This is a genomic window from Microbacterium sp. LWH13-1.2 (assembly GCF_038397735.1).
Lineage (GTDB): Bacteria > Actinomycetota > Actinomycetes > Actinomycetales > Microbacteriaceae > Microbacterium.
Genome location: NZ_CP151635.1, coordinates 18,808 through 41,899, shown reverse-complemented (window position 1 = coordinate 41,899; position 23,092 = coordinate 18,808). Strand labels below are relative to the sequence as shown.

Sequence of the window (23,092 nt, the reverse complement as noted above, 5' to 3'; positions counted from 1 at the left end):
GTCAGCCCTTCGATCCGCTGAAGGCGATGCCCTGGATGAACTGCCGCTGCAGGATCATGAAGGTCACCAGCATCGGCAGGGTCGCGAGCAGCGCTCCTGCCATCAGCACCGGGTAGTCGGTGCCGTGGATGCCGACGAGCTGCGAGAGCCCGACGGACAGCGGCATCTTGGCGGGGTCGGTCGTCACGATCAACGGCCAGAGCAGATCGTTCCAGGACCACAGCACAGTGAACACCACGAGAGCGATGATGCCAGGCTTCGCGAGCGGAACCATGATCCGCCAGAAGGTCTGCCACGGATTCGCCCCGTCGATGCGTGCCGCCTCCTCGAGCTCCGCCGGCATCGACATGAAGAACTGGCGCATCAGGAAGGTGCCGAATGCGCTGAAGATCCCGGGCACGATCAGCGCCTGCAGGGTGTTCAGCCACCCGAGCGACTGGATGATCTCGTACTGCGGCAGCAGGTACAGCTGCGAGGGCACCATGAGCACCGACAGGAACACCACGAACAGCGCGTTGCGACCGGGGAAAGGGATGCGGGCGAAGGCGTAGCCGGCCATCGTGCACAGCACGACCTGTCCGACCGTGCGGCCGACCGTGAGCAGCACCGAGTTGGCGAACATCTGCGCGAACGGCATCGAGTCGAAGACCTCGGCGAAGTTCGTGAACACCCACTCGCGCGGCAGCAGGCTCGGCGGCACCTGCACCGAGTCCGACAGCGTCTTGAACGACGTCAGCAGCTGCCAGATGAACGGGAAGACCATGAGGATCGCGCCGACGAGCAGCACGACGTGGACGATCCAGAGCCCCCTGTTGCGAGGCTTTCCCGGACGGGCGGCCGAGCGACCGGTCGGAGCGCCGACGATGGCGCGCGTGTCGAGCGAGACCTCACTCATAGTGCACCCACTTCTTCTGCAGACGGAACTGCACGACCGTGAGCACCAGGATGATCACGAGCAGCAGGAAGGCGACGGCGGCGGCGTAGCCCCGGTCGTTGTCGAGGAATCCCGCTTCGTAGAACAGGTAGACGACCGTGCGGGTGTTGGGCATGGCCGGATTGCTGCGTCCGAGCATCATGTAGATGAGGTCGAACACCTGCAGCGCGCCGATCACGCTGATGACGCTGACGAAGAAGATCGACGGCGACAGCAGCGGGATGGTGATGGAGAAGAACTTGCGCACCGGGCCCGCACCGTCGAGGTCGGCCGCCTCCATGATCGTGTCGGGGATGCCCTGGAGGCCCGCGAGGAAGATCACGATGTTGGTGCCGAGGCCCGCCCAGATGCCCACGACCGCGATGGCCACGAGCGCCGTGTTCGGATCGGTGAGCCAGCTCCGGCCCTCGATGCCCACAGAGCCGAGAGCGGCGTTGAGCACGCCGTAGTCGCCGTTGTAGATCATGCGCCACACCAGCGCGATCGCTGCGGGCATCGTGACGACGGGGATGAAGTACAGCGTCCGATAGGCGCTGCGCCCCTTGAGCCCTGCGGTGTTGAGCAGGGCGGCGATCCCGACGGCCAGCGGGATGCCGATGAGGGCGATGATCGTGTAGACGGCGGTGTTGCGCAGCGCCCCGATCAGCTCAGGGTCCTGGAACAGGCGGACGTAGTTCTCGATCCCCACCCATTCCGCGCCGCCGAACGGCCCCGACTTCGTGAACGAGATGATGAGCGTGCGCACGGTCGGCCACAGGTAGAAGACGGCGATGCCGAGAGCGGTGGGCCCGATGAACACCAGAGCCCACCACGGGGAGGCGCCCGGGTTGCGCCGGCGGCGGCGGATGCCGGGGCTCGTGGCCTCCGGCATCCGCTCGGCCCGCGCACGCGGGGGTGACGCGACGGCTGTCATGTCCGGTTACTCCTGCTCGGCATCGAGCGCCGTCTGCATCTGCTCGGCGAGGTCCTTCAGTCCCTCCGCCGGGGCGACGGCGCCCGACCAGACCTGCGAGAGCACCTCGCTCTCGATGCTCGTCCACGCCGAGGTGTTCTTCGAGACCGGGTAGGGCACGGCGGTGTCGAGGGCGTCGATGTAGACCTGCAGGTCGTACTGCGGCAGTGCGTCGACCCACGCCTGCTGGGTGCCGTTGAACGCGGGGATCACGGTGCCGGACTCGGCCTGGATCCGTGCCGCCTCCTCGCCGCTCGCGAAGGCGGCGAACGCCTGGGCCTCGGCCGGATGAGAGCTCTTCGCGTTGGCGACGTTGCCCACACCGTGGATGACGCTCTGATTGCCCTCCGGACCCTCGGGGAGCGGCGCGACGTCGACCTTGTCGGCGATGTCGGCGTTGTCCCCGTAGGCGATGGCCGCCCACGAGCCGTTCTGGAACATCGCGACCTTGCCCGAGAGGAAGAAGTCCTCGGGGTTGGTGTCGGTCATCTGCTGCGCGGTCGGAGACGACCCCGCCTCGATCAGGTCGGTCCACAGCTCGATGCCCGCGAGCGCCTCGGGCGAGCCGTAGCCGCTCTCGGTGCCGTCGGCCGAGATGACCTCGCCACCTGCCTGCGCGATCGAGTTGTAGAAGTTCTCCTGGCCGTACTGGCTCGCCGCGACGCCGAACTGCCCGGTGGCGGGGTCGGTGAGCGCCGCGGCGGCCGCGGTGAAGTCGTCCCACGTCCAGCCGGCGGTCGGGTAGTCGACACCCGCCGCGTCGAAGAGTTCCTTGTTGTACCAGAGGGCGACCGTGTCGAAGTCCTTCGGGGCCCCGTAGAGCTTTCCGTCGAAGGTGTAGAGGTCGATGAGGCCCTGCGGGTAGTCGGCCGCATCGATGCCGGCGTCGTCGAGCGGGGCGAGCTGGCCGTTCGAGGCGTACAGCGGGAAGTTCGGGCCGTTCATCCAGAACACGTCTGCGGCGGATCCACCGGTGGCGGCGGTCTGCAGCTTGGTGAAGTACTCCTTGTAGGGCGTCACCTGGATGTCGATCGTGACGTTCGGGTTCTGCTTCTCGAACGCCGCCGCGATGTCCTCCATCGCGGGCTTCTGGTTCTCGTCCCAGATCGCGTAGCTGAGGGTGACGTCTCCACCGGACGAGCTCTCACCCCCTGCCTGGGACGAGCAGGCGCTGAGCGCGAGGAGGGCAGCCGCAGAGGCGGCGAGGGCGCCGAGGGCGCGACGGGAGGTGCGGGGCATCGGTGTCTCCTTTGACGGGTGCGAAGGATCGTGGCTGCGTCCAGATCTTGTTGTTAAACGATTAGCAGTTAAACGATTAGCACGAGAGTAGCCCGACCGAGGTGGAGCGCGCAAGCACGGATCTCCACCGCGGGGCGAGGTCACCGCGGGGGCGAGGTCAGAGCGGCGTGCTCAGAGCAGCGAGCCGAGCGCGATCCCGAGGCCGGCCGCGAGCAGACCGAGCAGCAGCATCCCGACGGCGTTGAACGCGGATGCCCTGCGCTCGCCGTCGCGCCAGAGCGCGACCGTGTCGAGCATCGCGGTGCTGAAGGTCGTATAACCGCCCAGCAGACCGGCGCCGAGGAGGAATGCCTGGTCGGGCAGCGCCGCGGTCACGACACCCAGCGCGAACGATCCGGTGAGATTGACAGCGAAGATGCCCCAGGGGAAGCGTCGCCCGGCCACCTTCGCGACGCCGAGATCGACGAGGTACCGCAGCACGGCTCCCACCCCTCCGGCGAGCGCGGCCCCGAGGAACAGCAGCGGGGTCACGAGCGGGCTCCCTCGATACGTGGCATCGAACGAGGGCGGCCGAGACGCAGCCCGAGCGCCGCAGCGGCAAGGCCGAGCACGAGACTGCCCGCGGCATACGAGAACGCGAGCAGCGGAGCATCCGCCCAGAGCGCATCCGTGCCCGTCATGAAGGCGCTGTAGGTGGTGAAACCGCCGAGCACACCCGTGCCGAGGAACACCCGCAGGCCGTTGGTCGGTGGTAGGCGAGCCGCGAGGATGCCGATCAGCAGCGCGCCGAGCACATTGACCAGGAGCGTGGCGACCGGGAAGCCCCCGGCATCCGGGATCCAGAGTGCGAACGCGAGCCGCGCCGCCGTGCCGATGCTGCCTCCTGCGAAGACGAGGAGGAGGCTGCGGAGAGTCACGCGACAACTCTAGCCGCGCCGTTGCAACGCATCCGCTGATTGTCAACCGGGTGTGACGCAGCGGCGCCGAAGCGAAGACTGACGCCATGAAGCCACTGTGGAAGCTCGACCGGACCCCGCCCACCGGCACGCCGTTCGACCCGGGAGCGCGGCACGACGTCGTCATCGTCGGTGCGGGCCTCACGGGCCTGACCACCGCCGTCATGCTGACCAGAGCGGGTCTCGACGTCGCGGTGATCGAAGCGGGAGAGGTCGCCGAGCTCGCGACCGGTGGCAACACCGGCAAGCTGTCGCTGCTGCAGGGCAAGCGCCTCGCCGAGATCCGCGCGCACCACCCCGCCTCGCTCGTTCACGCCTACGTCGACGGCAATCGCGAGGGCATGGAGTGGCTGCTCGCGTTCGCCGACCACGCCGGCGTCTCGTACGAACGCCGCACCGATCACTCCTATGCGCAGGACCCGAGCGGGCTGGACGCGGTGCGCGAGGTGCATGACGCCGCGAAAGAGGCGGGGCTCCCCACCCGGATGCTCACGAACGACGAGCTGTCGTCGATGGCGTTCCCGGTCTTCGGTGCGGTCGCGCTCGACGACCAGGTGACGATCGACCCCGCGCTGGTGACGCAGGCGCTCGCGGAGGAGCTGCTCGCCGCGGGCGGGACGCTGCACACCGGAGTCAGGGTCACCGCCACCCGCGTCCTCCCCGACCCGCACGTCGAGACCCCGGTCGGACCCATGTTCGCCGAGCACATCGTGATCGCGACGGGCTATCCGATCCTCGACCGCGGGCTGTACTTCACCAAGATGCGCGCCTTCCGCTCGTACTGCGTCTCGTTCCGGGTGAGCGGCGATCTCCCCACGTCGACGTTCATCTCGGTCGACGGCTCCACCCGCTCGATCCGCCCGGTCTCCGACGCCGACGGGCCCGGCGGCGACGCGCGGCTCGTCGTGGGCGGCAACGGGCATCCGGTCGGGCGCTCCGACAGCGAGGCCGCCGCGGTCGACGACCTGGTCGAGTGGACGAGACAGTACTTCCCCGACGCCGAGGAGACCCACCGCTGGTCTGCGCAGGACTACGAGTCGCACAACCAGATCCCGTTCGTCGGAGCGATGCCGCGCGGACTCGGCGTCATCCGCTTCGCGTCGGGCTATGCGAAGTGGGGGCTGTCGAACGCTCCGGCCGCCGCCCTGCGCCTGACTGCCGAGATCCTCGGGGCCAACTGGCACGACCGCCCGTCGTGGATGGTCAAGATCGGGACCAGGCTGACGGTCCCCGCCGACCTCGCGCGAGGAGCCGTCGAGGGCGCGAAGGTGGCGGCCGCGGCGACGACCGGATGGGTCGAGGCCGAGCGCCGACCCGTGCCTGTGCCGAGACCGGCGGAGGGCGAGGGTGTGGTCGCGAACCGCGGTGGCCGCCCGGTGGCCATCTCGACCGTCGACGGGGTCACTCGCTCGGTCTCGGCAGTCTGCCCGCACCTGGGTGGCGTGCTCGCGTGGAACGACGCGGAGTGCACGTGGGACTGCCCACTGCACGCCTCTCGGTTCGAAGCGGACGGCACTCGCATCGAGGGCCCGGCGCTGCAGGATCTGAAAGCCCTCCCCCGCAAGAGCGGGGGCTGACGGTCAGCTCGCCGGCGGGGCGCCCGCACCCGGCGGCGGCGCGTCCCAGCCCTGCTGGGGCTCGTCGCAGTTCTCGCGGAACACGTACTGCGACGCGAGCTTGCGCTGGTGGCTCGACCAGTCGATGGCCGGGCGCCGCTGCTCGGGCGGCAGGTAGCCGAGGCGATAGACGGCCATGAGCTCGAGGTCGTCGGGCACCCGCAGCAGCTTCACGATCTCGTCCCAGCGCCCTGGGACCTCCATCGGGAACGAGATGAACTGGATGCCCATGCCGAGCTCGACCGTGGTGAGCCAGACGTTCTCCATCGCGGCGCCCATGCTGAACACCGAGTAGAACGACGACAGCTGGCCTGGCCGGTACTCGCTGCGGTCGAGCATCACACCCAGCAGCAGCGGTGAACCGGCGACGAGCTTGTGGTTCTCCTCGCCCAGGGTCTTGGGCACCCCGAACGTGTTCATCAGCTTCTGACCGCGCTTGGTGAACACCTGGCTCGTGAACGGGCGAAGGGCCGCGGGAAGCTTGTCGAACAGCATCCCGCTGCGCTTCTCCTCCATCTCGGCCTGGCTGAAGCGGAAGTACGGCTTGTAGCGCTCGAAGAACGTGCCGTTCGACATGGCCTCGGTCATGCTGTCGCCAGAGATACGGGCGATCTGATCGATCGTGTCGCGGTTCTCGATGACCACGAACCGCCACGGCTGGCTGTTCAGCTGCGAGGGTGCGCGGCCGGCCGCCTCGAGCAGGATGCGCTGATGCTCCTCCGACACCGGGTCAGGCAGGAACGGCCCGTTCGTGGTCTTACGGCGGCGGATGGCGTCGAGCAGTTCCATGCGTTCACTTCCGGTCGGTGGCGAGGCGCGAGCAGATGAGGCCCGCGACGATGAAGGGGGCTGCGGCGAGCGCGACCAGCGGATGCCGCCGGCTGTGCGTGCCGAGGTACGGGATGGCGGCGAGCGGTGCGGCGGCCGGCGCGAGGGCCAGCGCGGCACGGCGGCTCGCATGCTTCGGCCTGCCCCAGAGCAATGACGAGAACGCGGCCGCAGCGGTGGCGCACGTGGCGATGTAGATCGCGTGGTGCAGCCAGCGGAAGCTGCTCGTATCGATGACCTTCGCAGCGACGGCCGAACCGAGGGCGACGTTCGCGCTGTAGGCGATGGCGGCTGCGGCGAACAGCGGCGCGGCATCGGTGCGTCTGCGGCGGGGGGCCATGTCCCGACCATACGCCCCGCCACGGCATCCGATCTCGGTCTTGCCCTGGTGTCTCGATCTGTGCAAAGCACCCCTTCGAGCAGCACCGTCGGGTGCGCTCGAAGGGGCGGACGCCGCGAAGCCGGCTACAGGTTGCCGTCCGCGTAGATGCGGAGCGCGTCGCGGACGAACTCGGCACCGTGCGTGCCGCCGGCCGACGTCGCGTAGTTCGCGCCGAAGCGCGGGTCCGCGACGTACATCTCACCGAGTCCGATCACGTATCCCTTGGCATCGCCGCCGGGCACGGCGGCGGGGGTTCCCGGGATGCCGGTGAGCCACTCGACGTGGCGACGAGCCACATCCTGAGCCTCGGCGGATGCCGGGTCGATGCCGCTCTCGGCGGCGGCGATCCAGTCGCGACCGAGGTCGGACACCCGCTGCTGCCAGTCGGCGCGTTCGGCGTCGGTCATCCCGCGCCACCAGCGGTCGCTGTCGGCGTAGGTCTTGCGCCCCCAACGCTGCTCAACCTCGTCCTTGTACTGGGTGTGGTCGAAACCGTCGAACATGTTCTCTGCCATGAGTTCTTCACCTCCTTTCAATGCGTTGATGGTGTTCTCGACCGACGCGATCTGCCGCGCCAGCCGGTTCTGCTCCTCGCGCAGCAGCGCAAGGTGTGTCTCGAGAGCGGACTCCTCGCTCTGCCGCGGAGTCACCGGGCTCAGCACCTCGGCGATCTGCGGCAGCCCGAGTCCGAGCTCGCGCAGCAGCAGGATGCGCTGCAGACGCACGAGCGCGGCCTCGTCGTAGTGGCGATAGCCGTTGTGCGCGATGCGCGAGGGCGGCAGCAGGCCGACGTCGTCGTAGTGACGCAGGGTTCTGCTGGTGGTGCCCGCGAGTCGGGCGATCTCCTGGATCGACCAATCACGACCGGTCATCGCGTCCTCCTTCCGTTGGATCCGTTCCTCGATGTCTCCACGGTAGAAGTTGACGCTGCGTCAAGGTCAAGCGATCACCCCAACCGATATTCTTCATCCGCCCGTCACACGAATCGGCCCGGCGCTCGCTACGGTCGTCACGTGCCCGAATCACACTCCTCCCTGCATCCGCTCGCCCTCGCTCCTGTGATCGCTCCCCCGAGCACCACGGATGAGTTCGTGGAGCGCTTCCTGCACAACCTCAACTTCGAGCGCGGCGTCGCCCTGTCGGCATCCAGTGCCAATGACCGCTACCTCGCCCTCGCCCACACCGTGCGCGACTACCTGATGGCGCGCTGGCTCGAAGATGTGCGGCACCAGAAGGAGGTGCAGGCGAAGGGCGTCTGCTACCTCTCGGCCGAGTACCTGCTGGGCCGTCAGCTCGACAACAACCTGCTCGCGGCCGACCTCACCGACGTGGCTGGCGCGGCTCTCGCTTCCTGTGGCATCGACCTCGACGAGCTGCGCGCCCACGAGGTCGAGCCCGGCCTCGGCAACGGAGGACTCGGGCGCCTCGCGGCCTGCTTCATCGACTCGCTCGCCACGATGGCCGTGCCGAGCATCGGCTACGGCATCCGCTACGAATACGGCATCTTCCGCCAGACGTTCGTCGACGGACAGCAGGTCGAGCAGCCGGACGCCTGGCTCGCTCTCGGCTCCCCGTGGGAGTTCGCCCGCCCCGAAGACGCGCAGACCATCGCGTTCGGCGGCCACACCGAGAAGTACGACGACGAGGGCATCACCCGCAGCCGCTGGGTGCCCGCGTGGAACGTGCAGGCCGTGCCGTACAACTACATGGTCCCGGGGTACCGGAACGGCCGGGTCAACACGCTGCGTCTCTGGAGCGCGGTCGCCACCAACGCCTTCGATCTGCGCATCTTCAACTCGGGCGACTACGAAGAGGCCGTGCGAGCGCAGACGTTCGCCGAGAACATCTCGAAGGTGCTCTACCCCGAGGACTCCACCCCGCAGGGCAAGGAGCTGCGGCTGCAGCAGCAGTACTTCTTCGTCGCGGCCTCGATCCACGACTTCCTCGACAACATGCTCGCCGACGGCTTCGATCTCTCGAACCTCCCCGAACGCGTGATCTTCCAGCTCAACGACACCCACCCGGTGATCGCGGTGCCCGAGTTCATGCGCGTGCTCGTCGACGAGAAGCACCTCGAGTGGGATGCCGCGTGGGCGATCACTCAGCAGTGCTTCGCCTACACGTGCCACACGCTGCTTCCCGAGGCGCTGGAAGTCTGGCCGGTCGAGCTGCTGGGCAGACTGCTGCCGCGCCACCTCGAGATCATCTACCGCATCAACGACGAATTCCTCCTGGCCGTGCGCGAGCGTTTCGGCGACGACGAGATGCTCGTGCGCAACATGTCGATCATCGCCGAGCATCCGGTCCGCTCGGTGCGCATGGCGTATCTCGCGACGGTCGCCGGCGCGAAGGTCAACGGCGTCGCAGAGCTGCACTCGCAGCTGCTCCGCGACAAGGTGCTCCACGACTTCGACGCGTTCTTCCCCGGCAAGTTCACGAACGTCACGAACGGCGTCACGCCTCGGCGGTTCCTGCGTCTCGCGAACCCCGAGCTCTCGTCGCTCATCACCGCGGCGATCGGAGAAGGCTGGACCACCGACCTCGAACGGCTGCATGAGCTCGAGCCGTTCGCCGAGGATGCCGAATTCCGCTCGGCGTTCGCCGGGGTCAAAGCGGCGAACAAACGCCGCCTCAGCGAGGTGCTGCGCGAGCGCGACGGCGTCGAGATCGGCGACGGCCACATGCTCGATGTCATGGTCAAGCGCCTGCACGAGTACAAGCGCCAACTGCTGAAGGTGCTGCACGTCGTCACGACCTACGAGGGCGTGGTCTCGGGGCGCATCGCCGTGTCGGACGTCATTCCTCGCACCGCGATCTTCGGGGCGAAAGCAGCTCCGGGCTACGCGATGGCGAAACGCATCATCCACCTCATCAATGCCGTGGGCGAGGTCGTGAACACCGACCCTCGCCTCGAGGGCAAGCTGAAGGTCGTCTTCCCGCCCAACTACAACGTCACTCTCGCCGAGCGCGTGATCCCCGCCGCCGACCTGTCGGAGCAGATCTCGCTCGCCGGCAAAGAGGCGTCGGGCACGGGCAACATGAAGTTCGCCCTGAACGGCGCGCTCACGATCGGCACGGATGACGGGGCGAACGTCGAGATCCGCGAACTCGTCGGCGACGACAACTTCTATCTGTTCGGCATGAGCGAGCCCGAGGTCGAGGCGCTCAGCATCCGTGGCTACCGGCCGCAGGAGTTCTACCAGGCCGACGAGGGCCTCCGCCGGGCGATCGATCTGATCGCATCGGGCGCCTTCTCGCGCGGCGACCGCTCGGTGTTCGAGCCGGTGGTCTCGAACCTCCTCTACGAAGACCGGTTCATGGTTCTCGCCGATTACGCGTCGTACATTACCGCGCAGGATCGGGTGGATGCCGCATACGCCGACCAGGATTCCTGGACCCGCTCGGCGATCCTCAACGTCGCCCGGACCGGCTTCTTCTCGTCCGACCGCTCGATCCGCGACTACATCGACCGTATCTGGCACACCCCGCCCCTCATCTGAGGCGGCGTGACCCGCGTCGAGGCCGCCCTCTTGACAAAGTCGAGATATATCGTGTTACTCTGTCCACACACGATATATCGTGTTCCCTCGACACAGGAGAAGCAGACATGACCGAGAAGTGGCTCATCGCCCCGGGCGAAGAACGCGTGATCGACATCGAGAACGTCACCCGGCTGAAGATCGGTCTGGTCGGCGGCCAGGTCGACGTCATCGCGCACGACGAACCCGGCATCCGCATCGAGGTCCACGGCGTCACCACCAAAGACCTCCGCATCGAGTCGAACGACGGCGAGGTCGAGATCGACCACCCGCAGCTCGGCTGGGACAACTTCCTCGAGGTCTTCCGCAACTTCGGCTCAGGCGGCCCCAAGGCCGAGGTCAGCGTCGCGGTCCCCCGTTCGATCGCCCTCAACCTCGGCGTCGTCAGCGCCGGCGCGCTGGTCTCCGGCATCCGCAACGATGCCCGCCTCAACACCGTCTCGGGCGACATCATCGTCGACACCCTGATCGGCGACCTCACCGTCAACTCGGTCTCGGGCGACGTGCAGGTGCGCGGTCTCACCGGTTCCATCAGCGCGAACAGCGTCTCGGGAGACGTGGCCGTCACCGGCACCGTCCGCCGCGCGACCGTCGACATCGTCTCGGGCTCCACGCTCGTCGATGCCGCGGGAGATGTGAACACCATCAACGTCAACTCGGTCTCGGGCGGCACCACCGTGCGCCTCGACGAGTCGCTCGCCGCCAACTACGTCGTGCGATCCCTGAGCGGGCGCCTGCTGATCGACGGCATCGAGCGCAGCGCCTCCGGGCCCAGCAACTACACGGGCTCCACCGGCGAGCTCGCAGGACGCTTCGTCGACCTGCGCGCCAACTCCGTCTCCGGCGGCGTCACCGTTCTGCGCCGCACCCCCGCCTCGATCACGAACGATGCGGAGTGGGAAGCATGAGTCCCGCAGTCTTCTCCCACGGCGACCTGAGACTGTACCTCCTGTCGTTGCTCGCCGAAGCTCCTCAGCACGGATACGGGATCATCCAGGCCCTGACCGACCGCACCGGTGGCACGTACACGCCGAGCGCCGGCACGATCTACCCCCGGCTCGCGAAGCTCGAGGAAGAGGGGCTCGTCTCGAAGACCGTCGACGGCCGCACCACGATCTACGCGATCACGGACGCCGGACGCACAGAGCTCGCATCCCGCGAGGGCGATCTCGCGGGCATCGAGGCAGGGCTCACCGATTCGGTGCGCCTGATCGCCAACGAGGTGCGTCAGAGCGTCAAAGAAGCGATGAAGAGCCTCCGCGCCGATCTCGCCACCGCCGAGAAGGACGACCGCGCGGCCTCCAAGTCCCGCCCCCGCACTGCGGGCGACGACGAGCGCATCATCACGCGCGAGGAGATGCACCGAGCGGATGCCGTCATCAACGCCTTCCGTGCACGGGTGCGCACCGACCTGCGCACGCACATCGCGAAGGGCGGCACGCTGCCGGCATCGGTGGTCACGCAGCTGGAGGACGGACTGGATGCCGCCGCTCGTGGCATCACCACCGCGCTGGCGTCGCTCGGGCGCTGACCTCAGCCGTTCAGCTCGGCCGCTCACATCTGCCGAGATACTCGAAGCCCCTCCCGTCACACGACGAGAGGGGCTTCGGCCGCTCAGGCGGCTGGCGTCGCCCCGTTCGGCTGTGTCATCCGGCCGATCTGACCAGCCGGGCGGGGGCCGGCCAGCCCTCCGCTCGAACGGAGCTCAGCGAGGGATGCCGAGACCTACTCGGTCCAGATCTCGGGTTGCGTGTCGGGGACAGGGTCCTGCAGCGGGACGACCAGCACCGAGCGGTGCTGACGGTGTGCCAGGCGGGCGGCGACAGACCCGGTGAAGAACTCGCGGATCGACTCGCCGATGCCGCGCTTGCGCGTGCCGACCACGATCAACTGGGCGTCGAGCTTGTTCGCGAGCGCCTTGATGGCGAGCGCAGGGTCACCGACCAGCTGACGGGCCGTCCAGGTGAGGCCCGTGCCGTCGAGCGCGGCGGATGCTTCGACCTGCACGGCTTCGAACTCTGCCGTGCCGGCGTCGAAGTTGATGTCGATGGGCGCCGAATGCACGTAGCCGTCAGGATCTTCGTAGGTGACGAAGCGCGTGACATCGACGTGGGCGACCACGAGCGGCACGCGCAGGAGCCTCGCGAACCGTGCGGCCTCTTCGATCACCCGCACGGGCTGCCCCGGCTGCATTCCGACGATCACTGCTTTCTGCAGTGTCGCGTTCTGCGCGGCCTCGTCGGAGGGCGTCGAGGTGTTGTCGGTCATGAGGATCGCTCCCTTCACCAGCTGCCAACGGGCCAGTGCGGTCTGGCCGCGTGCTATTCTGAATGCTACTCTTACCGGCCCTCAGCCGGTGTCGTGAATGACTCGGGCCTGTCGTTGCCCGCAGCTTAACTCGTGAGGGGGTCTCAGGCATGGGCCGTGGCCGTCAAAAGGCGAAACACACCAAGATCGCCCGCGAACTGAAGTCGTTCAGTCCGTCGGTGAATTACTCGGCGCTCGAGCGCGAACTCGCGCACCCGAGCGACTCTGAAGACGCATATGTCGACAAGTGGGCCGACGAATATGCAGACGAAGACGAGGACGAACTCGAAAAGGCCTGACCGCCCTTTCGTCCGTCTCTCGTCTCCCCCGTGCACCGCACGGGGGTTTCGTCGTGTCCAGAATCCCGGACACCGTGACACGGACTGCGTCGTCGATCGCGGTGCAGCATCTCGCACCTGAGAGAATCGCCCCATGCCACACGTCGTCTCTCTCTACCGGCATCCGATCAAGGGCTTCACGGCCGAGTCCGTCGCCGAGCTCACGGTGCAGCCCGACGGCCGGATCGCGGGCGACAGAGTCCTCGCGTTCCGCTTCGCGGACGCGACGACGCCGGAGGATCGCGACGGCCTCGACTACTGGCCGAAGGCGAAGGGCCTCTCGCTTCAGGACTTCCCGACGCTCGCCGCGCTGCGCACCCACTTCGATGACCGCGCCGGACGCGTGCGGATCGAACATCACGGGTCCGTCCTCGTGGATGCGGGACTCGACGACGACGGTCGCACGCAGCTGGCGGATGCGGTGACGGACTTCGTCCTCGCGAGCGCTGAGGGTCGCAGGCTCCGTCGCCCCGGGCGGCTGCCTCTGGTCCTGCTCGGAGACGGCGTGACCTCGAGATTCCAGGATCGCCCGCGCGGCTACGTCTCCGTGCACAGCAGCGACAGCGTGAGCGCTCTGGGAGATGCTCTCGACATGGATGTCGATGACCGTCGCTTCCGCTCGAACATCGTCATCGACGATGCCGCTGCGTGGTCGGAGCTCGACTGGACAGGTGAGGTGACCGTCGGGGACGTCTCGTTCGACGCGGCCGGCCCCATCGTGCGGTGCCTGGCGACGCACGCGAATCCCGACACCGGGGTGCGAGACGCCAAGGTGCTGACGACCCTCACCGCCGCGTTCTCGCAGGCCGAGCCCACCCTCGGGCGGCTGCTCCTCCCCGGCTCCGCATCAGACGGCGGGCAGACCCCCTGGGCGGGCGGCACGATCCGTCTCGGAGATGCGGTCACGGCTCACTGAGGTGATCCCCCGCTGAAGTCACCGGGCGCTGCGATGCTCCTTGCGCGACCCGTCCGGCGAGCTCACCAGCGCCCGTGTCGGCGTTCCCAGTCCTCTTCGATCGTGCGTCGGCGACCGGCGATCCACCCCGCGGGGATCACGGCGATCAGCACGCCCACGAGCAGCCAGAGCGGGATCAGCCAGCTGTCGGTCGCGTCGTGGAGCAGTCCGATGAGCAGCGGGAACACCGCGGCCACCGCGTAGCCGATGCTCTGCACGAAGCCGCTGAGCGCGACAGCACTCTCGGGAGTGCGGGCACGGATGCTCAGCAGCACCAGCGCGAGCGGGAACAGCGCGGCCGCGAGGCCGAAGAACGCCACCCACAGCGGCATACCCACGGTCGGGAAGAACAGCATGCCCGAGAGGCCGACGAGCCCGGCGGCGATCGCGCTGAAGAAGACCGGACGTGTTGCCTGGAAACGCACGATGAGGATCGGCACCAGCAGCGAGCACGGCAGACCCATGAGTCCGAACAGCGAGAGCAGCAGTCCGGCGTTGGCGGGCGACACGCCACCCACATCGATCATGATCGTGGGCAGCCAGGCGAACGACACGTAGGCGATGGTCGAGGAGGACGCGAAGACCAGCGCGATCGACCAGGCCATGGGCAGCCGCCAGAGCCGGCCGAAGACTCGGGGGTTCGCCGGGGTCGTGGCGATCGGTCCCGTCGCCATCGATGCCGCATCGAAGGACTCGTCTGCTGCCTCCGCGGCGTCGGAGGACTCGAGCGTGCGCGATGCGGTCGGCGCGGCGGCGACGGCATCCGTCCGATGAGCGAGAAGCATCGCCACCCACGGCACCAGCGCGATCGCTGCGAACACGCCCCACAGACCCAGCGACACACGCCATCCGGCCGAGTCGGCGATCGGCACCGCGACCAGTGGCGGCACGAAGGTCGACACCGCCATGGTGGTCGAGTACACGGTCATCATCAGCCCGAGCCGATCGGGGAAGTACTTCTTCACCAACGGCGGCAGCAGCACGTTGCCCGAACCGACGCCGGCGAACACCACGGCGGTCGCTGCGAGCAGCGAGGTCGAATCGACTGCGAGGCCTCGCAGCAGCAGCCCGGCCGCGATGAGACCGATCGCGACGACCGCGACGCGTTCGAGCCCGAATCGACGCTCGAACATGGGGGTGAGCAGGCCGAACACCGCGAAGCACACCGGCGGGGCGGCGCCGATCAATCCGACCACGACCGACGACACCGTGAACTCCTCGGCGATGTGATCGATCACCGGCGACAGCGATGCGACAGCGGATCGCAGCGAGAACGCGACCAGGACGATGCCGATCAGCGCGAGCGCACGTCCGCGCCAGAGCGGCTGCGCACGCGAGGTCACGAGGTCTGCGACCCCTCCACCCACGCCAGGTACTCGTCCGAGACGGTTCCGGTGACGTACCGGCCGTCGAAGCAGCTCATGTCGAGATCGCTGAGCACGGATCCCTCGATGATCGCCGCCTTGAGGTCGTCGACCTCCTGATAGACCAGATGGTCGCAGCCCAGTTCCTCGGCGATCTCGGGGATCGTCCTGCCATGCGCGATGAGCTCATGACGCGACGGCATGTTGATGCCGTACACGTGCGGGTGCCGCACGGGCGGCGCCGCCGAGGCGAACGTGACCGAGGTGGCGCCGGCATCCCGAGCCATCTGGATGATCTGCTTCGAGGTCGTGCCTCGGACGATCGAGTCGTCGATCAGAAGCACGTTCTTGCCCTGGAACTCGGTCGACATGGCGTTGAGCTTCTGTCGCACGCTCTTCTTGCGCACCGCCTGGCCCGGCATGATGAAGGTGCGGCCGACGTAGCGGTTCTTGTAGAAGCCCTCGCGGTACTCGATGCCGAGCTTGCGGGCGACCTCCATGGCAGCGGGGCGCGCCGAATCGGGGATCGGCATGACGACGTCGATCTTGTCCATCGGCACGTGCTTGGCGATGGTGTCGGCGAGGCGGTCGCCCATGCGCAGGCGCGACTCGTAGACCGAGACGCCGTTCATGACCGAGTCGGGACGCGCGAGGTAGACGTACTCGAACGCGCAGGGCGCGAGCGTGGTCTCGGTGGCGCACTGCTTGGTGTGCAGCTCACCCTCGCTCGTGATGAAGATCGCCTCACCGGGCTCGACCTCGCGGACGACCTCGTAATCGGCGTTCTCGAGCACGAGGGACTCACTCGCCACGACCCACTCGTCGCGGCCCTCAGCGCCGGGGACGGTGGAGGGACGACGCCCGAGGATGAGGGGGCGGATGCCGAACGGGTCGCGGAAGGCGAGCAGACCGTATCCGGCGATCACCGCGATGACGGCGTACGCGCCCTCGATGCGCTCGTGCGTGCGCTCGACGGCCTCGAAGATGCGCTCGGCGTCGAGGTCGACAGTCGAGGTCGTGTTCTGGAGCTCTCCGGCGAGCACGTTGAGGAGCAGCTCGGTGTCGCTCGAGGAGTTGAGATGACGGCGGTCGCGCTTGGCCATGTCAGCCGTGAGCTCGCGCGTGTTCGTCAGGTTGCCGTTGTGGATGAGGATGATGCCGTAGGGTGCGTTCACGTAGAACGGCTGCATCTCCTCTTCGTTCGAGGCCGTGCCCTTGGTCGCGTAGCGCACATGACCGAGCCCGACGTTCCCGAGGAGCCCGCGCATGTCGCGGGTGCGGAACGCTTCGCGGACCATACCCTGCGCCTTGGCGTTGTGCATGACGCCGTTCGCCTCAGCGGTGGCGATTCCCGTCGCATCCTGGCCGCGGTGCTGCAGCAGCAGGAGTGCGTCGTAGATGTCCTGATTGACCGGGGCAGAGCCCACCATTCCGACGATGCCGCACATGGGCTCTTACTTCGCTCCGTCCGCATAGGCGCCGACCAGGCGCACTGCTCCACCGTCGACGCCCTTGGCGCCCTGTTCGAACTCTCCTGCCGGGCGCGCGCCGAAGCCCACGGTTCCGACCTGCCATGCGGGCATGCCCTCGGCCGCGAGGGCCGCGATCGCAGCATCCTTCTTATCCGCCGCGATGACCGCGAGGAATCCGATGCCGAGGTTCCAGGTGCCCTCGGCTGACTCGAGCGTCGACCCCGCGATGTCGCTGAGCACGCGGAAGACCGGGCTCGGCGACCAGGTGCTGCGGTCGACCTCGGCCCAGCTGCCCTGCGGAAGCACGCGGGCGAGGTTCGCCGCGATGCCGCCGCCGGTGACGTGGCTCAGCGAGTGGACGCCGCCCACGCCTGTCGAACCGCCGAGCTGCTCGATCAGACGCAGCAGCGGAAGCGTGTACAGACGGGTCGGCTCGAGCAGGGCCTCACCCCAGGTCGTGCCGAAATCGGCGGCGTTGTCGCCGTAGCCGAGGCCGGCGTTCGTGACGATGTGACGCACGAGCGAGTAGCCGTTGGAGTGCAGTCCGCTGGACTCCACGGCGAGCACGACGTCGCCGTCCTGCACGCGGTCGGCACCGAGGATGCCGTCGGCCTCGACCACACCGGTCGCAGCTCCCGCCACGTCGTAGTCGCGCGGGCCGAGGAGACCGGGGTGCTCTGCGGTCTCGCCGCCGACGAGCGCGGTGCCCGTGGCGGTGCATGCCTCGGCGATACCGCGCACGATGTCGGCGATGCGCTCTGGGAAGACCTTCCCGCACGCGATGTAGTCGGTCATGAAGAGCGGCTTCGCACCCACCACCACGATGTCGTCGACGACCATGCCGACGAGGTCCTGGCCGATCGTGTCGTGCTTGTCGATGGCCTGCGCGATGGCGACCTTCGTGCCGACGCCGTCGGTGCTGGTCGCGAGGAGCGGGCGACGGAAGTCGCGCAGTGCACTCGCGTCGAACAGCCCGGCGAATCCGCCGACACCGCCCAGCACTTCAGGGCCGTGCGTCGCGCGCACGGAGGACTTCATCAGCTCGACGGCGAGATCGCCTGCAGCGGTATCGACGCCGGCTTCGGAATAGGGATTGGTGGGGGAGGCAGCCACGCGTCCAGCCTACCGCCCGCGGAGACCTCCTCTCCCCTTCCTCCATCTCCTACGATGGGGCCATGGCCGACAAGCCGCAGTGGTTGATCCGCGAGGACGCGAGCGTTCCGGTGCTCGTCGCGCTCGCGCTGCGGCAATCGCTGGGAATCCGTGCCCCCGAAGACCTCCCGAGCCTGCGCGATCTGCCCGTCAGGGCGCCCGATGCCGCCGAGGTCACCCCCGAGCTCGAGAAGCAGTGGCGGGAGTACTGGGACATGACGGTCGAGCCGCGCGCGCATCCGTCCGGAGTTCCGCTCGAGCTCATCGAGGGCTTCGACACGCTTGTCGCTCTGCCCGCCTCGGGATCCGAGGAGCTGTCCGAGGCGATCGTCCCCCACGCGGCATCCGCCCTGCACTACGCCCGCGTCTCGCACGACCGCTACGTGTCATCGATCCGCAGTTCGATGGCGAGCAGGTCGGGCAACGGCACCATCGGCGGTGAGGCGTATCGCGCCTACGCCAGCGCGATCGCCGAGTTCGAGCGCGACATCGGTCGACGCGCGCACTCGTTCGAGCTGAATGTGCAGGTGCTCCCGTTCTCACAGCGCGGGATCTGGTGGATCGGGGCGCTGACCGTGGCCGTCACCGACGGTCTGCGTCGCGACGTGGTGTCGTTCGACGCCGCCATCCGTCCGATCATCGCCGAGCTGGCGTAGGGCGGGAGACCGCAGTCACAGGACCGGCGGTCCGACCGCGGCCGTCAGTCGTTCTCGATGATCGTCTCGTGCTCGACCTTCACGACATGGTCGTGGCGTCGCGCGACGCGCTCGAGGATGAGGGCGACGATGCTCGCGAGCGCGACGCCGATCGGCACCGTCCACAGCAGCAGGAATCCGAAGACCTGGCCGGGAGGGTAGACGACGTTGACGGCGTCGGACGGCTCGTAGCTGCCCACCATCGTCAGGATGCCGGCGGCGATGATGCCGAGCACGACGCCGATGCCCATGAACACGCCGAATCGCGGCACGCGTCGGACGGTCGCCTCGACCGTCTGGGGGGAATCGTGGGAGGACATGCATCCATTGTCCCACCGTTGGCCGCGGGTTGCGCCCTCCTCTGCAGAGCGACGCCCTCCCCGCGTCCGCTGCGGGGAGGGCGTCGCCGTTCTGCGGTGGATCAGGGCTCGGTCGTGACCTCGACGTTCTCGGCCGTCGCCCTGGTGCGTCGTCCGATCAGCACGCCGCCGCCGACGGCGAGCACGACGATCACGAGGCCTCCGACGATCCACGGCCAGACCGGGGCGCCCTCGGTGTCGGCCATGGCCGTGACGGATGCGGCGGCGGCTGTGCCCTCGGATTCGGCCGGCTCCTCCTCCTCGACGGAGACACCGCATTCGGCCGCGACCGGAAGCTGCGCGGTCACCGGGTCGAGCTCCTCACCCGCGGCGTAGGTGCCGAATGCTGCAGCGCCCGCCTCGGTGAGGGTCGTCGGGATCGCCTCGAGGGAGAGCTCTCCGTCGACCAGCGCCGCGTCTCCCAGAGAGAACTCCGCGAGGCGGACAGCCTTCTGGTCGACGCCCTGACCGTCTTGCGTGGTGCCGAGAACGTCGAACACGAGGTAGCCCGTGTCTCCGGCGAGCTCGACGCGCGCGTTCGCCAGCGTGGTGTTCAGCGCGCCTCCGTGACCGGTGAAGGCGATGCTGCCGCCGAAGGTCACGAGCCCGGTGAGGGTCTCGTGGTCGAACGAGCCGCTGCCGCTCGACCACACGTAGTCGGGGTAGTCGTAGGCGACGTCGGTGAGCGTCCATCCACCGGCGGCGATGCCCTCGATGTAGGTGCGGAACGACTCCTTGTAGCCCCACTCGAGCGTGGCACCGTCGACGGTGCAGGCGCCGATCGCCGCGGTCGCCCGCGCCAGCGTGAACTCGAGGCCTCGGGCGACGGACCCCTGCAGGGTCAGCGTGTGCACGCCGTCCTCGAGGCTCGCCGGCAGCGTTCCGGTCCAGGTCACGACGCCGGAGGCGTCCGCCGAGATGGTGTCGAGCAGCACGGGCGTCGAGTACACGACGACTTTGATGCCCGTCTCGTTCGACTGGAACCCGGATGCCGAGAACGTCGCCGTCTTGCCGGACTGCAATGCCGCCAGGCTCTGCTCGTCGATCTCGATGCCCGTGGTCGCCGGCGGGGTCGCCGGGAGCGTCGCCTTCGCCTTCACAGCCGCGGCCGCCACCGTGCCGGTGGTCCCCGACGGCGCTGCCGCCACCGAACCGATCGTGAAGGACACGGGGTCGAGGTTCGTCGAGAAGCCGGCGAGCACGCGGTTGCGTCCGTCAGCGGTGAGCGAGGCGGGGGCACCCGAGTAGGTGACGGCGCCGTTCGCGGTGGTCACGACTGCCCGCGACAGGTCGAGCGTCGCGAACGCCACCTGGGCGCCGGCGTGCGTGACGTACAGGGTCGCGGCGCCCGCGGAGGTGACGCTGACCTGCGGGTTCGACACGGTGACGTCGAGCACGCCGCCATGGCCGGTGAAACGCACCGATCCTCGGTACACGACGCTGCCGAGGCCCGTCGCCGTGCTGTAGTCGCCGCCGACCGTCTGACCGAACTGGAAGAGTCCGCCCGATCGGGTCGCTCCTCCCGAGACGTCGATCGCACCCTTGGCGATGTCGCCGACCACGTACTGGGTGAACGACGTGGAGATGCCCCAGCGCATCGAGCCACCCGGAACCGTCGCCGCAGGGGCCGTCGGGGTGGTGACCGGGGGCTTCGGCTCTTCGGGTTTCTTTCCGAGCAGTGCGTCCCACTGCGCCTCGGTGATCGAGACGGTCGAGCGCGCGTAGACGGTGTCAGACGTGGGCAGTGTGTGCTGCTGCCACGCGATCACCTCGTAGGTCTTCGTGCGATCGAGCGTGTCGGCCGCAGCGTTCAGGTCGACGCTGAACGCACCGCCCGTGATGCCGCGCACGAACTGCATGCCGAGGAAGCCACCGCCCGAGGTGACATCGGCCTCGGTGCCCTTCTCGATCAGAGCCACATACGCACCCGTGATGGCACCGAGCTCCGACCCGGCGGCGGTGACCGTCAATCCCTCGGTCGCGGTGGCGCTCTTGATCGTCGAAGTCACCGCGGGCGCGAGTCCGTAGTTCAGGGCGACACTCTGTTCCTGCGCCGCGTTGACGACGCCGCCAGCGCCATAGGTATAGACACCATAGGAACCTGGGGTCGTGGCGGAGTCCTTCAGCGTCAGCGTCGCCTGGAACGTGCCGTCGGCGGCGATGTCGACCCACTGCGAGCGGATCGCGCCCTGGTACTGAGTCGGGACCTGGTCGAGCACGGACTCCGAGAGAGCCCACGCCTGCGCGCCGACCGAGCGAGCGGTGCCTGCAGCTCCCGCGGACGGCTGCCACATGGATGCGAAGTTGCCGAACACGACGTACGTGCCCTGGGGCAGGTTCGCCGGGATCGGCACACCACGGCCGCCGACGTTCGCGGTCGGGTCGTAGCCCGAACCCTTCACGACCACCTTGTCGCCCGCCTTCAGCGCGGTCGTGCCGGCAGGCGTGGTGCCGTCAGCCAGGAACACCTCGATCGAAGGAGCGACAGGCTCGAGAGCGTCCCAGTCGGCGTCGCTGATCGTGACGGCGGCGCGGGCGAGGATCGTCTGGGCGTTCGGCAGCGTGTGCTGCGTCCAGACGATCACCTCGTAGGTCTTGGTGCGATCGAGATCCGCCGCCTTGGCCGTGAGGTCCACGGTGAATGCTCCACCCGTGACTCCACGCACGAACTGCATCGCCGCGAATCCGCCGCCGGCCGTCACGTTCGCCTCGGTGCCCGCTTCGATCACTGCGGCGTAGACGCCGGTCGCCGAGCCGAACGAGGTGCCGGTGACCTTCGTGGTGATCCCGGGGTCGCCCGCCGCGAGCGATGACGCGACGGTGATCTTCGGCGGAATGGTGTAGTTCAGGGCGACGCTCTGTTCCTGCGCCGCGTTGACGACGCCGCCGGCACCATAGGTGTAGACGCCGTACGAGCCCGGGGTGGTCGCAGTGTCCTTCAGCGTCAGCGTCGCCTGGAACGTGCCGTCGGCGGCGATGTCGACCCACTGCGAGCGGATCGCTCCCTGGTACTGAGTCGGGACCTGGTCGAGCACGGACTCCGAGAGAGCCCACGCCTGCGCGCCGACCGAGCGAGCGGTGCCTGCAGCTCCCGCGGACGGCTGCCACGTGGCGGCGAAGTTGCCGAACACGACGTACGTGCCCTGGGGCAGGTTCGCCGGGATCGGCACACCACGGCCGCCGACGTTCGCGGTCGGGTCATAGCCCGAACCCTTCACGACCACCTTGTCACCGGCTTTCAGCGCGGTCGTGCCGGCAGGCGTGGCGCCGTCAGCCAGGAACACCTCGATCGAAGGAGCGGCTGGCTCGACCTCGCCCGGGTCGGTTCCAGGGTCAGTGCCCGGATCCGTGCCGGGGTCCGTTCCCGGATCCGTGCCGGGGTCGGTACCCGGATCCGTGCCGGGGTCAGTGCCCGGATCCGTGCCGGGGTCCGTACCCGGGTCGGTCGTCTCCGCGCCGAAGACCGCATCCCACTGCGCGCCCGAGATGGCGACATCGCCGCGAGCGTAGATCGTCTCGGCGTTGGGCACCGAGTGCTGCTGCCAGATCAGGACCTCGTAAACCTTCGTGCGATCGAGGGATCCTGCCGGAGCGGTCAGCGTGAACGAGCTCGCTCCCGCGGCCACCGCCGGGAACGGCTGCGCGAACGCGGCGTACCCGCCACCGGGGCCGGAGAGTCCGCTCTCGGTGCCCTTCACGATCAGCGCCGCGTAGACGCTCGCGACCTCCGGAAGCCCCGAGGCATCGACCTGCACCGTGATGCCGGTGGTGGCGGCAGATGTCACCGAAGCGGCGACCGAGCCGCCGGCCGCATGCGCGGGAGGAACGATCACCGCGCCCGCCGCGATCAGGACGAAGGATACGAGGGCGGCGAGCAGCCCGCGTATGCGGCCGCTCCCCGTGGATGCTGTGGCTGTGGCGTTCACGATTCTCCAGGACTCCGGGCGCGCAGGAACGGACGCGCCAGCGGTGCCGCAATGCAGTCGGGCGAGAGGGTGATTGTT

General features: G+C 68.4%; 21 protein-coding genes. 7 read left to right on the top strand and 14 right to left on the bottom strand.

All coding sequences use genetic code 11. The features are described 5' to 3' along the window. Nucleotide 1: 1 nt before the first annotated feature. The 5 genes from MRBLWH13_RS00200 to MRBLWH13_RS00180 all read right to left on the bottom strand — a co-directional run bounded on the left by MRBLWH13_RS00200 (nucleotide 2) and on the right by MRBLWH13_RS00180 (nucleotide 4,042). Nucleotides 2–895, bottom strand: a complete 894-nt coding sequence (locus tag MRBLWH13_RS00200) for a carbohydrate ABC transporter permease (RefSeq protein ID WP_341956352.1) — start codon at nucleotides 893–895, stop codon at nucleotides 2–4. Continuing rightward, nucleotides 888–1,847, bottom strand: a complete 960-nt coding sequence (locus MRBLWH13_RS00195; protein ID WP_341956351.1) for a sugar ABC transporter permease — start codon at nucleotides 1,845–1,847, stop codon at nucleotides 888–890. Before MRBLWH13_RS00195 ends, MRBLWH13_RS00200 begins: the two co-directional genes overlap by 8 nt. Before the next feature lie 6 nt (nucleotides 1,848–1,853). Then, nucleotides 1,854–3,125: a sugar ABC transporter substrate-binding protein gene (locus MRBLWH13_RS00190; protein WP_341956350.1), complete on the bottom strand. Its 1,272-nt coding sequence runs from the start codon at nucleotides 3,123–3,125 to the stop codon at nucleotides 1,854–1,856. A 171-nt stretch (nucleotides 3,126–3,296) separates the two neighbouring features. Next, entirely contained in the window at nucleotides 3,297–3,656 is a 360-nt protein-coding gene (locus MRBLWH13_RS00185) for a CrcB family protein (RefSeq protein WP_341956349.1), read from the bottom strand. Then, nucleotides 3,653–4,042, bottom strand: coding sequence for a CrcB family protein (locus MRBLWH13_RS00180; RefSeq protein ID WP_341956348.1), 390 nt, complete (start codon nucleotides 4,040–4,042; stop codon nucleotides 3,653–3,655). Before MRBLWH13_RS00180 ends, MRBLWH13_RS00185 begins: the two co-directional genes overlap by 4 nt. Before the next feature lie 86 nt (nucleotides 4,043–4,128). Here MRBLWH13_RS00180 and MRBLWH13_RS00175 point away from each other — a divergent pair, with 86 nt between their 5' ends. Next, nucleotides 4,129–5,658 carry an FAD-dependent oxidoreductase gene (locus tag MRBLWH13_RS00175; protein ID WP_341956347.1) on the top strand — a complete coding sequence of 510 codons (1,530 nt, stop codon included), beginning with the start codon at nucleotides 4,129–4,131 and terminating at the stop codon, nucleotides 5,656–5,658. A gap of 3 nt (nucleotides 5,659–5,661) precedes the next feature. Here the strand turns inward: MRBLWH13_RS00175 and MRBLWH13_RS00170 are convergent, their stop codons facing one another. The 3 genes from MRBLWH13_RS00170 to MRBLWH13_RS00160 form a co-directional block, all read right to left on the bottom strand. Further along, nucleotides 5,662–6,486: a nitroreductase family protein gene (locus tag MRBLWH13_RS00170; RefSeq protein ID WP_341956346.1), complete on the bottom strand. Its 825-nt coding sequence runs from the start codon at nucleotides 6,484–6,486 to the stop codon at nucleotides 5,662–5,664. A gap of 4 nt (nucleotides 6,487–6,490) precedes the next feature. Then, the gene (locus MRBLWH13_RS00165; RefSeq protein ID WP_341956345.1) at nucleotides 6,491–6,865 is read right to left on the bottom strand and encodes a hypothetical protein; all 375 of its coding nucleotides are present in this window, start codon (nucleotides 6,863–6,865) and stop codon (nucleotides 6,491–6,493) included. A gap of 125 nt (nucleotides 6,866–6,990) precedes the next feature. Continuing rightward, nucleotides 6,991–7,779 carry a MerR family transcriptional regulator gene (locus tag MRBLWH13_RS00160; protein WP_341956344.1) on the bottom strand — a complete coding sequence of 263 codons (789 nt, stop codon included), beginning with the start codon at nucleotides 7,777–7,779 and terminating at the stop codon, nucleotides 6,991–6,993. Between the two features lie 141 nt (nucleotides 7,780–7,920). Between MRBLWH13_RS00160 and MRBLWH13_RS00155 the strand changes: the two genes are divergently transcribed. The 3 genes from MRBLWH13_RS00155 (at nucleotide 7,921) to MRBLWH13_RS00145 (ending at nucleotide 11,977) form a co-directional block, all read left to right on the top strand. Further along, nucleotides 7,921–10,407 (top strand): glycogen/starch/alpha-glucan phosphorylase, encoded by a 2,487-nt coding sequence (locus tag MRBLWH13_RS00155; protein ID WP_341956343.1) that lies wholly within the window; start codon nucleotides 7,921–7,923, stop codon nucleotides 10,405–10,407. 107 nt (nucleotides 10,408–10,514) lie between these two features. Next, complete coding sequence (locus tag MRBLWH13_RS00150; RefSeq protein WP_341956342.1) at nucleotides 10,515–11,354, top strand: DUF4097 family beta strand repeat-containing protein; 840 nt, start codon at nucleotides 10,515–10,517, stop codon at nucleotides 11,352–11,354. Next, nucleotides 11,351–11,977, top strand: a complete 627-nt coding sequence (locus MRBLWH13_RS00145; protein WP_341956341.1) for a PadR family transcriptional regulator — start codon at nucleotides 11,351–11,353, stop codon at nucleotides 11,975–11,977. Before MRBLWH13_RS00150 ends, MRBLWH13_RS00145 begins: the two co-directional genes overlap by 4 nt. Before the next feature lie 194 nt (nucleotides 11,978–12,171). Here MRBLWH13_RS00145 and MRBLWH13_RS00140 read toward each other — a convergent pair whose 3' ends face one another. After that, nucleotides 12,172–12,714 carry a universal stress protein gene (locus tag MRBLWH13_RS00140; RefSeq protein ID WP_341956340.1) on the bottom strand — a complete coding sequence of 181 codons (543 nt, stop codon included), beginning with the start codon at nucleotides 12,712–12,714 and terminating at the stop codon, nucleotides 12,172–12,174. Nucleotides 12,715–12,863: 149 nt separating this feature from the next. On the opposite strand from MRBLWH13_RS00140, the gene MRBLWH13_RS00135 reads away from it, so the two are divergent. Together MRBLWH13_RS00135 and MRBLWH13_RS00130 are read left to right on the top strand one after the other, a co-directional pair. Beyond that, nucleotides 12,864–13,052, top strand: a complete 189-nt coding sequence (locus MRBLWH13_RS00135) for a DUF3073 domain-containing protein (RefSeq protein WP_045254362.1) — start codon at nucleotides 12,864–12,866, stop codon at nucleotides 13,050–13,052. Between the two features lie 133 nt (nucleotides 13,053–13,185). After that, a complete protein-coding gene (locus tag MRBLWH13_RS00130) occupies nucleotides 13,186–14,007 on the top strand; it encodes an MOSC N-terminal beta barrel domain-containing protein (protein ID WP_341956339.1) in 822 nt (273 codons plus the stop codon). 62 nt (nucleotides 14,008–14,069) lie between these two features. On the opposite strand, the gene MRBLWH13_RS00125 is transcribed toward MRBLWH13_RS00130, so the two are convergent. Genes MRBLWH13_RS00125 through purM form a run of 3 tightly spaced genes read right to left on the bottom strand, consistent with a single transcriptional unit; the run spans nucleotide 14,070 to nucleotide 17,995 of the window. Next, the gene (locus MRBLWH13_RS00125; RefSeq protein WP_341956338.1) at nucleotides 14,070–15,389 is read right to left on the bottom strand and encodes an MFS transporter; all 1,320 of its coding nucleotides are present in this window, start codon (nucleotides 15,387–15,389) and stop codon (nucleotides 14,070–14,072) included. Further along, on the bottom strand, nucleotides 15,386–16,858 hold the full coding sequence (gene purF, locus MRBLWH13_RS00120; protein WP_056510395.1) for an amidophosphoribosyltransferase: 1,473 nt from the start codon (nucleotides 16,856–16,858) through the stop codon (nucleotides 15,386–15,388). The genes MRBLWH13_RS00125 and purF overlap by 4 nt, the downstream gene beginning before the upstream one ends. Nucleotides 16,859–16,864: 6 nt before the next feature. After that, a complete protein-coding gene (purM, locus tag MRBLWH13_RS00115) occupies nucleotides 16,865–17,995 on the bottom strand; it encodes a phosphoribosylformylglycinamidine cyclo-ligase (RefSeq protein ID WP_341956337.1) in 1,131 nt (376 codons plus the stop codon). A 62-nt stretch (nucleotides 17,996–18,057) separates the two neighbouring features. On the opposite strand from purM, the gene MRBLWH13_RS00110 reads away from it, so the two are divergent. Then, the gene (locus tag MRBLWH13_RS00110) at nucleotides 18,058–18,690 is read left to right on the top strand and encodes a zinc-binding alcohol dehydrogenase (protein WP_341956336.1); all 633 of its coding nucleotides are present in this window, start codon (nucleotides 18,058–18,060) and stop codon (nucleotides 18,688–18,690) included. Nucleotides 18,691–18,734: 44 nt separating this feature from the next. Here the strand turns inward: MRBLWH13_RS00110 and MRBLWH13_RS00105 are convergent, their stop codons facing one another. Both MRBLWH13_RS00105 and MRBLWH13_RS00100 read right to left on the bottom strand, forming a co-directional pair. After that, nucleotides 18,735–19,049, bottom strand: a complete 315-nt coding sequence (locus tag MRBLWH13_RS00105; RefSeq protein ID WP_341956335.1) for a potassium transporter Trk — start codon at nucleotides 19,047–19,049, stop codon at nucleotides 18,735–18,737. 101 nt (nucleotides 19,050–19,150) lie between these two features. Further along, nucleotides 19,151–23,014, bottom strand: coding sequence for an HtaA domain-containing protein (locus tag MRBLWH13_RS00100; RefSeq protein WP_341956334.1), 3,864 nt, complete (start codon nucleotides 23,012–23,014; stop codon nucleotides 19,151–19,153). Nucleotides 23,015–23,092 lie beyond the last annotated feature (78 nt).